The following is an 8,438-nucleotide window of genomic DNA, read 5'->3' as shown; positions in this document are numbered from 1 at the left end:
GGGAGTAAGTCCTCTTACGGGGTGTCGGGCTCGGCGAGTTGTCGGGGTTACCGGGATTACCGGGGGTTCGGCTCGGCGAGTTTGCGGGCCACGAAGTCGTCGATCGAGGAGAGCGAGACGAAGACATCGGTGAGGATGTCGGCCTCGTCCATGTGGAAAGCGAACTCGTCCTCCAGGAAGTTCATGAGCTGGATGTAGCCGAAGGAGTCGATGACCCCGGCCTTGAAGAGGTCGGTGTCGGCGGTCATATCGCCGCCGAACTCGACAAGGAAGCGTTCCTCGATGTACTGCTGGATCTTCTCTGTCCTGCTCATATCAGAACCCTGTTTTCTCGGTCGGAGACAGGAACTGCGGCCGCACGGATCTTTTCCACCATGCGCCCGAGGGATTTACCGCCCACTTCCTCGCAGGCGAACCGCGGGTCACGGGCGAGCAGATGACGGACGCTGTCCGTCCAGCGCACCGGTTCGACCAGCTGTTGGCTCAGCGTCGCCACGATCGCGCCCTTTTCGTAGGGGCGCCCGGTGACGTTCGCGACCACATCGGCGGCGGGCTCGGCGAAGGAGAATTCCTTGAGATATCGCTCGAACTCCGCGCGGACGGGCTCCATGTACCGGGAGTGGAACGGCGCGCTGACCCGCAGCGGCGCGAACCGGATGCCGCGTTCCTTGAACGAGGCGTGGGCGGCGCGCAGCGCCCCGTCCGGACCGGCGACGACGAGCTGCGCGTCGGTGTTGAAGCCCGCGATGTCCAGCCCTTCGACGCCGTCCCGCCCGAGGATGTCGAACAGCCGGGGCGCCGGCGTATCCATCACGGCCGTCATTCCACCACCGGAGGCCGCCGCCATCAGCTCACCGCGCTTCTTGACCAGCCTGAGCCCGGTTTCGAAGTCGAACACTCCGGCGGCCAGTAGCGCGTTGTATTCGCCGAGACTGTGCCCGAGATAGCAGTCGGCGGGCCGGCCCTCGCGCCGTAAGCGCTCGAACATCTGCAAGGCGTTGACGGTATAGAGGGCGGGCTGGGTGTATTCCGTGCGGGACAGTGCGTCGTCCGGATTGTCGCGGCACAGGGCGACGAGGTCGTAGCCCAGTACGTCACAGGCGAATTGAGTGAGTCCGGGATACCGCTCGAAGGCGTCAGTACCCATTCCCCGGAATTGCGAACCCTGCCCGGGGAAAAGTATCGCGAAAACCATGGCGCCTTTCAGGTGGACACCAGAAGAAGGGCCGGTTAATCGACCCGGCCCTAAATCAGCATCAAGGAAACGCACCGACGCATGCAAGGGGCACCCATGTGGCGAACGTTACACTGTCGCATTTTGCCAAACTAGTGATGCCCCTAGTGCTTCCTGGACAGCGACGAAAATAAGACCGCCGTGACCAATTCGCATGCTTGACAGCATCAACGGGCCCCGGGATTACTGAATTTCATGAGCGCTCCGATTACCGACCCCTGGCTTCAGCCACTGCGGTCCGCCGATCAGTCCGCCGCCGTGACACCGGAGCACCGGGACCGGCTGGTGTGCTGGCCGCCCGCGGGCGGCTCCGCCACCTTCTTCCACCCCTTCGCCGCCGCGCTCCCGGAGGCCGACGTCTGGGCCGTCCAGCCTCCGGGCCGGGCCAACCGCCGCCGTACGCCGCCCGTCACCGAGCCCGAGGAGGCCGTGGACAGCGTCCTCGCCGCGCTCGACAAGCTCCCGCCCACCGACGGGCGACTCGTCTTCATGGGCCACAGCATGGGCGCGGCCATGACCCACCTCCTGGCCACCCGCGCGCCCGCACCCCCGGATCTCGTCGTGCTCTCCGCATGGCCGGTTCCCGGCCAGTTCGTACGGCACCCGCTCGGCAAGCCGACCGCCGAACTCGGCACCGACGATCTCTTCGCCTTCCTGCGCTCACTGGACACCCCGGGGCTGGCCGACCTGGACGAGGCCCTGGTGGCCGAATACCTTCTCCCGCCCCTGCGGTCCGACCTCCTCCTCGGCGACGGGCTCGCCGCCATGACCGACCGCGTCTGGACCAAGTCCCCGGTCCTCCTCGTCGCCGCGGACGACGACCAGGTCTTCTCCCCCGCCGAGGTCGCCGCCTGGGGCGATGTCGTGGACGTACGCGACCGGGTCCACCTCACCGGCGGGCATTTCGCGCTCGCCGCGCACTTCGGCACGGTGGCCGAGGCCATCCGGCGCGCGCTGTAGCCCGGGGGCCGGCTCCCGATCCGTGCCCCTGACACCGCATCAGGGTGTGTCCCCGGGACGCGTCAGGGAGCCTCCCGATGGCCAGGGACACCGATGGTGTCCAGGGTCGAGGACATGAAGAGATTCAGGACCGCACTCCGCCGCCGCCTCGCGTATGGAGTCGGCGCCGTCGCCGCCGCCCTCGCCCTGACCGCCGCCGCCCAGCCCCCGGCCTCCGCCGGGTCCGCCGCCCCCGCGCCCGTCCCCACCCCCGAGTCGCTCGCCCCCGCCTACGCCGACTGCCCGAAGGACCTGCCCACGGGCGCCGACCGCGCGAAGTGGCGCTGCGAGGTGTCGGTCGCGTACGGGCGGATCAAGCTCGGCGGGATCGATCTCCCCGACATCAAGCCCATCACCCTTGTCCATGCCGAGGGCCCGCTGCCCGACGGCACGTTCGGCCAGGTATTCGGCTCCGTACGCGCCGAGCCGACACCGGTGCCGGGCGCTCCGGGGCTGTCCGTCCGGGCCGAGTACGGGGGGTACGCCGACTTCCTCACCAGCGGCGCCGTCGATCTGAAGTTCCGGCTGGCTTCCCCGCTCCTCAACCGGGCGTGCTCCATCGGCACGGACGGGCAACCAGTGAAGCTCCGCCTCACGAAGGACGCGCCGAGCACCTGGCTGTCCCAGGACCCGCCGCTGATCCGCTTCCCCGCGCACGACGACACCTTCACCACGCCCGAGGCCACCGGCTGCGGTCCCCTCGGCCGTGCGCTCAACCACCGTTTCGCCCTGCCCGCCGCATCCGGCGAAAACCGGGTCACATATACGGCGTACTACACCTTCAGGACGTACGACCGTCTCCCATCCGCCTGAGCGAACTCGCCGACCGACGGCCGAGATAGTACGCACCGCCCCCGGAGCCGGGCTGCCAAGATGAGCGAATGATCTACCCAGCCGATACACCACGGTCGACTGCGGATCAGACACGGCTGTTACTGGTCGAGGACGACCGGGAGACCGCAGACATGCTGGCCGAATTATTCGTCTCAGAGGGCTACGACGTCGATGTGGCATTCGACGGCCACCGGGGGCTCCATCTCGGTCTCGGCCGACGCCATCAGGTGATGGTCATCGACCGGATGCTGCCCGGCATCGACGGCCTGGACCTGGTGAAACGATTACGGCGGGTCGGTGTCACCACCCGGGTCCTGGTGCTGACCGCGCTGGGCGAACTGGGCGATCGGGTCACCGGCCTCGACTCCGGCGCGGACGACTACCTGGTCAAGCCGTTCGAGGTGGACGAACTGCTGGCCAGGGTGCGGGCGTTGCACCGGCGCGACCTCGCGGACGCCGAAGTCCTTCCGCTCGGCGACGGGGACGGGCAACTGGACCTGCGGCGTCACGAGGTCTGTCTGGCCGACGGCAGCCGGGTCGAGCTGTCCTTGCGCGAGTTCGGCCTGCTGCACGCGCTCGCGGACGGCCCCAAGCGGGTGCACGACCGCTCGCATCTGCGCGAGCGCGTGTTCCCCGATACCTCGGCCGAGTCCATCGTCGACACCTATGTCTACTATCTGCGGCGGAAACTGGGCCGTGACGTCGTCCGTACCGTGCGGGGGCGCGGCTACCAGATGGGCACGCTGTGATCTCCCTTCCGGTCCGCGTTCCGCGCCGCCCGGCTGCCAGCCCCGAGCGGCGGCGGCTCGCCTCCGCCCAGTGGTCGATCACCCTGCGCATCTCTCTGGTGATGTCGGTGATCATGCTGCTGGTCGTGGCCATCGTCTACTCCGTCGTGCTGTTCGCCCAGCGCGCCGACGCGGAGCGCGAGACGCAGTGGGGCATCCGGCACAACACCGTCGACAGCCCTCCCGTCTGCATGTGGATCACCGTGGAGCGGGACGGAGTGCTCCGCAGCACCCGCGGCATCCCGGACGGCCTGCCCGTGATGTCCAGCCTGAAGGCGGTCCGGGCGGGCGCTCCCCCGGTGCTGGAGCGGGTGAAGCGCGGCGGGGAGCAGTTCACGGTGCGTACGGGGCGGCGCGGCGGCGAGGTCGTACAGGCGGCGTACGGCGAACGCTTCCAGCGCACGGACCGCGAGCATCTGCTGCTGGCCTTCGCGACGGCCGAGTCGATCGGTCTGCTGCTCGTCGCCGCGGCGAGCGGGATGCTCGCGCGGCGGGCGATGACGCCGCTGTCCGAGGCACTGGACCGGCAGCGGCGGTTCGTCGCGGACGCCAGTCATGAACTGCGCACCCCGCTCACCCAGTTGCACACCCGCGCCCAGCTGCTCGCCCGGCGCTCCGGCTCGGAGCGGCCCGAGCAGCTGACCGCCGACCTCCAGCGCCTGGTGACCGGGACCCGGCAGCTCGGCGACGTCATCGACGACCTGCTGCTGTCCGCGCGGCTGTCCCGGTCGCCGGGCTCGTGCGATCCGGTGGACCTCGCCGCGCTCGCCGAGGAGGCGGTGGCCGCCGAGGACGCCCGGGCCCAGTCGCTGGGGCTGGCCGTACGGCTGCGGCAGGGGCCGGGGCGGCATGTGGTGATGGGCACCGCCCCTGCGTTGCGCCGGGTGATCGCCGCGCTGGTCGACAACGGGATGGGGCACACGCCGCCCGGCGGGGAGGTCGTGGTGTCCGTGGACGCCCCGCGTCCCGGTGTCGTGTCGCTGTCCGTACGCGACACGGGGGTCGGGTTCGCGCCGGAGGAGGCCGACCGCCTCTTCGAGCGGTTCGCCCGGGGGACGTCCGGCCGGGGCAGGCGGTTCGGGCTCGGTCTGGCGCTGACCAGGGAGGTGGTCGAAAGCCACCGGGGGCGGATCACCGCCGGGGGACGCCCGGGACACGGCGCACTGTTCACCGTCGAGCTTCCGGCGGCGCGGACGGCAGACGCGATTCCGCGGCAGCGGACGATCGCGGCGTGCCTGTCCGTAGTAGCCCGCCAGCCGAGCGACCCCAGCCGCTGAACCCCCGCCCGGCTCCGCCACGTGGCCACGCAGCGGTATCCCCCTTGCCGCCCGGCGCTCACGACGCCCGTGAGCGGCGCCAGTCGAAGGCTTCGGCGTCGATGTCCTCGGCCAGCCCCGCCAGGGGCGAGTCCGCTGGCCATACCAGCCGGGTCCGGCGCCACAGGCGGCCGTTGGCCAGCCGTTTCAGGGCGATGCCCGGGCAGCGGTCGCCCGGTGCGGCGAAGACGCCTACCGCGTTCCCGGCGCCGACGATGGCCGCCGCGGTGGTCTGGTCGGCGCCGAAGTACCGGAACCGGGGGGTGAACCCGGCGCGCTCGCAGGCGATCCGCAGGCTCAGACCGAGGCCGTCGGAGCGGTCTCCGGGGGCTACCCAGATCTCCTCGGCCAGCTCTTCGAGGGTGATCCGCTGCCGGTGGGCCAGCCGGTGGCCGGGGGCCAGGCCGATCAGCACGGGTTCGGTGCCGAGGTCTCGTACGGTGAACTCCCGGACCGCGGGCGGCCCGACGTCCGGGAACTCGCTGACGACCGCGAGCGCGATCTTCTCCATGCGCAGCAGCTCCAGCACGGCCTGGGAGGAGGGCTCCAGATAGGTCAGCTGTTCGTGGTGCGGCAGCCGCTCCCGGATGAGCGCGGCGATCAGCGGCACCCAGGGGTTGTCCACGCCGCCCAGCGCGACGGCCTGCGGCGGTTCGGCGGGCTGGGCGAGCCTGCGGGCCGTGGCGATCAGATCGCCGAACTCGTCCAGCAGCTCCCGGGCCCGGCCCACCACATGGACGCCCAGCTCGGTCGGTACGACGCCCTGCGCACGCCGGCGGAACAGCGGGCCGCCCAACTCCTGCTCAATACGCCTGAGTTGAGTGGAGAGGCCGGATTGCGCGATGTTCAGCGTGGCGGCGGCCCGGCTGATGCTGCCGGATTCAGCCACGGTGAGCACGATCCGCAGGTGGCGCAGACCCATATCCACTTCCTGCCTCCGTCGGTGAGGGGCGTGGCCGGAAATAGCCGATGACGAGCACGGCACCCGCCAGGGACAGCAGCGCGGTCCAGCCGGCGGTGACGTACAGGGCGTGCAGATAGGCCCGGTCGGCGGCGGCGAGCAGATCGGGCCGGTGCAGCGACGCGGCCACCGCCCGGGTGGCCTCCGCGGAGTCCAGGGCCCGGTCCCGTGCCCCGGGGGCCAGCCCGGCGAGCGCGGGCCGGATCTCGCCGCGATACGAGGTGGCGAGCACCGAGCCGAGGACCGCGACCCCGAGGGTGCTGCCCACGGGCCGGGTGGCGGCGCTGATGGCGGCGCCCGCTCCGGTGTACCGCGCGGGCAGAACGGCCATCATCTCCGCCGTCATCGGCGCGACCACCAGCCCGATACCGGCGCCCTGCACGAACAGCACCACGGCGATCGAGGCCACCGGGGTGTCCGCGTCGAAGAACACGTAGGCGCCGAAGGTGGCGCTCGAAAGCAGGATTCCGGCGACCGCGCACCAGCGGACGGTGAGCCACCGGGTCAGCCCCGGCGAGATCTGGTTGCCGAGCACGATGCCGCCCGCGGCGGCGGCCATCACGACCCCGGCGGCCAGCGCCGAGAGGCCGTGCACGCCTTGCAGATAGAAGGCGCAGTAGAAGAGCTGCCCGGCCAGGCCGAAGAAGAGCAGCAGGAGGGTCACGCTGCCGCCCGCGAAGCGCGGTTCGGTGAACAGGCGCACGTCGAATCCCGGCGTCTCCCGGCGGCCCTGCGTCGTGGCGAACATCGCCAGCAGCGCGAGCCCGCCCGCCAGTGGCAGCAGCGCGGCCGGGCTCGACCAGCCGGACGGGCGGCCGCCCTCGATGACGCCGTACACCACCAGGCCCAGCCCCAGCACGGACAGCAGCAGCGCCGCCGGGTCGAGCACCCGGCGCTCGGCGTAGCGCAGCTCGGGCACCAGCAGCGCCGCACCGGCCAGGCATACGGCCACCACCGGCAGATTGACGAGGAACACCGAGCCCCACCAGAACCGGGTCAGCAGCGCACCGCCCACCACCGGTCCGAGCGCGACGGCCGCGCCGCCCGCCGAGGCCCACACCGCGATGGCGCGGGTGCGGTGGGCGGGCGCGGTGCCGCGGGTGACGATGGCCAGCGTCGCCGGGGTGACGAGCGCACCGCCCGCGCCCATGAACCCACGGGTGACGATGAGTTCGGTGGCGCCGGGCGAGAACGCGGCCAGCGTGGAGGCGACGGCCAGGAGCAGCAGCCCGGCGGTCAGGGTGCGGCGCGGCCCGTAGCGGTCGGCGAGGGCGCCACCGGCGAAGCTGCCCGCGGCGAACACCAGCGAGTACGAGGCGTTGGCCCACGCCAGCTCCGCGGAGTCGGCACCGAGCCCGCGTACGGGATCGGCCAGGGTTTCCATCGCCACGTTGAGGACCGTGTTGTCCAGCAGGACCAGCGTCTGCGCCAGGACCGCCACGGCCACGGCCCACCACGGCCGCCGTGTCACGGAGTCGGCGCCTTCACCGCGTCAGCGCTTCTCTGCCCGCGACGACGGTCCTGGCGACTTCCGCCACCCGCTGGCCGAGGTGTTCCGCGGTGGCGAGGTCGGACGGGTGCACCGTGCCCGACCGGTCGTCCACCGGGGACTGCGCCCCGGCGCCCTGGAAGAACCCGAGCCGGTTCAGGTCGGATTCGCTGCCACGGGTGGAGTTCCAGCCGGGGGCCAGGCCGAGGGTGACCCAGAGCATGCCGTGCTGTGCGGCGAGGGCGGCGAAGTAGCCGAGGGTGCCCGCCTTGTCCCCGGCCATGGAGCCGGAGTTGGTGAATCCCGCCGCCACCTTGTCCTGCCAGCGGCGGGTGAGCCAGCGCCGGGCGCTCGCCTCGGCGAAGGTGTGGAAGGCGGCGGAGGCGGTGCCCATGTACGTGGGCGCGCCGAAGACGATCGCGTGGGCGTCGTCGAGCACGCCCCAGTCCACGTCCGTGATCCGGTCGACCCGGACGAGGGTGACCTTGGCGTCCGGGGCCCGGCTCGCTCCCGCTCGTACGGCCTCCCCCAGCTTGGCGGTGTGGCCACGCCCGCCGTGACAGGCGATGGCGATGTGTACCGGGTCGGTCAGGGCGGTCAAGCCGGCCTCCTCGAAAACGCTGTTCCGTGGTCCGGTTCTTGCGGCGCAGAGCTGTCGGCCACCCTGCCACAGGAGTCTCAGAGGTTTCTCAGAGCCCCATAACCGCGGAGTGATGGAGATTCGATATCGGCTCGCCTTCGTACGGGCGTGCCATTCTGACCCGGCAGTCCCGAAGGCCCCCGAGGGACCCTCGAAGCAATCCCGAAGAACCCCCGT

General features: G+C 71.2%; 9 protein-coding genes. 4 read left to right on the top strand and 5 right to left on the bottom strand.

Going from position 1 to position 8,438, the window contains the following annotated elements; genetic code table 11:
* Positions 1 to 56: 56 nt before the first annotated feature.
* Together ACZ59A_RS20965 and ACZ59A_RS20960 are read right to left on the bottom strand one after the other, a co-directional pair.
* Positions 57 to 314, bottom strand: a complete 258-nt coding sequence (locus ACZ59A_RS20965) for an acyl carrier protein (RefSeq protein ID WP_470960584.1) — start codon at positions 312 to 314, stop codon at positions 57 to 59.
* Positions 311 to 1,195 carry an ACP S-malonyltransferase gene (locus tag ACZ59A_RS20960; RefSeq protein ID WP_470960648.1) on the bottom strand — a complete coding sequence of 295 codons (885 nt, stop codon included), beginning with the start codon at positions 1,193 to 1,195 and terminating at the stop codon, positions 311 to 313. Before ACZ59A_RS20960 ends, ACZ59A_RS20965 begins: the two co-directional genes overlap by 4 nt.
* Positions 1,196 to 1,429: 234 nt before the next feature.
* Between ACZ59A_RS20960 and ACZ59A_RS20955 the strand changes: the two genes are divergently transcribed.
* The 4 genes from ACZ59A_RS20955 to ACZ59A_RS20940 all read left to right on the top strand — a co-directional run bounded on the left by ACZ59A_RS20955 (position 1,430) and on the right by ACZ59A_RS20940 (position 5,132).
* Positions 1,430 to 2,194: a thioesterase II family protein gene (locus ACZ59A_RS20955; protein ID WP_470960583.1), complete on the top strand. Its 765-nt coding sequence runs from the start codon at positions 1,430 to 1,432 to the stop codon at positions 2,192 to 2,194.
* Between the two features lie 114 nt (positions 2,195 to 2,308).
* Positions 2,309 to 3,046 (top strand): hypothetical protein, encoded by a 738-nt coding sequence (locus ACZ59A_RS20950; protein WP_470960582.1) that lies wholly within the window; start codon positions 2,309 to 2,311, stop codon positions 3,044 to 3,046.
* A 68-nt stretch (positions 3,047 to 3,114) separates the two neighbouring features.
* Complete coding sequence (locus ACZ59A_RS20945; protein WP_468046121.1) at positions 3,115 to 3,816, top strand: response regulator transcription factor; 702 nt, start codon at positions 3,115 to 3,117, stop codon at positions 3,814 to 3,816.
* The gene (locus ACZ59A_RS20940; protein WP_470960581.1) at positions 3,813 to 5,132 is read left to right on the top strand and encodes a sensor histidine kinase; all 1,320 of its coding nucleotides are present in this window, start codon (positions 3,813 to 3,815) and stop codon (positions 5,130 to 5,132) included. Before ACZ59A_RS20945 ends, ACZ59A_RS20940 begins: the two co-directional genes overlap by 4 nt.
* Before the next feature lie 58 nt (positions 5,133 to 5,190).
* Here the strand turns inward: ACZ59A_RS20940 and ACZ59A_RS20935 are convergent, their stop codons facing one another.
* Genes ACZ59A_RS20935 through ACZ59A_RS20925 form a run of 3 tightly spaced genes read right to left on the bottom strand, consistent with a single transcriptional unit; the run spans position 5,191 to position 8,213 of the window.
* Positions 5,191 to 6,093, bottom strand: coding sequence for a LysR family transcriptional regulator (locus ACZ59A_RS20935; RefSeq protein WP_470960580.1), 903 nt, complete (start codon positions 6,091 to 6,093; stop codon positions 5,191 to 5,193).
* The gene (locus ACZ59A_RS20930; protein ID WP_470960579.1) at positions 6,053 to 7,603 is read right to left on the bottom strand and encodes an MFS transporter; all 1,551 of its coding nucleotides are present in this window, start codon (positions 7,601 to 7,603) and stop codon (positions 6,053 to 6,055) included. The genes ACZ59A_RS20935 and ACZ59A_RS20930 overlap by 41 nt, the downstream gene beginning before the upstream one ends.
* A gap of 13 nt (positions 7,604 to 7,616) precedes the next feature.
* Positions 7,617 to 8,213, bottom strand: a complete 597-nt coding sequence (locus ACZ59A_RS20925) for a flavodoxin family protein (RefSeq protein WP_470960647.1) — start codon at positions 8,211 to 8,213, stop codon at positions 7,617 to 7,619.
* Positions 8,214 to 8,438 lie beyond the last annotated feature (225 nt).

It is taken from the genome of Streptomyces sp. NPDC040405 (assembly GCF_055595765.1).
This window is presented reverse-complemented; position numbering and strand designations above follow the sequence as displayed.

Excerpts from the sequence above, each read along its gene's own strand:
- ACZ59A_RS20965 (WP_470960584.1), bottom strand. The coding sequence starts at position 314 with ATGAGCAGGACAGAGAAGATCCAGCAGTACATCGAGGAACGCTTCCTT.
- ACZ59A_RS20960 (WP_470960648.1), bottom strand. The coding sequence starts at position 1,195 with ATGGTTTTCGCGATACTTTTCCCCGGGCAGGGTTCGCAATTCCGGGGA.
- ACZ59A_RS20955 (WP_470960583.1), top strand. The coding sequence starts at position 1,430 with ATGAGCGCTCCGATTACCGACCCCTGGCTTCAGCCACTGCGGTCCGCC.
- ACZ59A_RS20950 (WP_470960582.1), top strand. The coding sequence starts at position 2,309 with ATGAAGAGATTCAGGACCGCACTCCGCCGCCGCCTCGCGTATGGAGTC.
- ACZ59A_RS20945 (WP_468046121.1), top strand. The coding sequence starts at position 3,115 with ATGATCTACCCAGCCGATACACCACGGTCGACTGCGGATCAGACACGG.
- ACZ59A_RS20935 (WP_470960580.1), bottom strand. The coding sequence starts at position 6,093 with ATGGGTCTGCGCCACCTGCGGATCGTGCTCACCGTGGCTGAATCCGGC.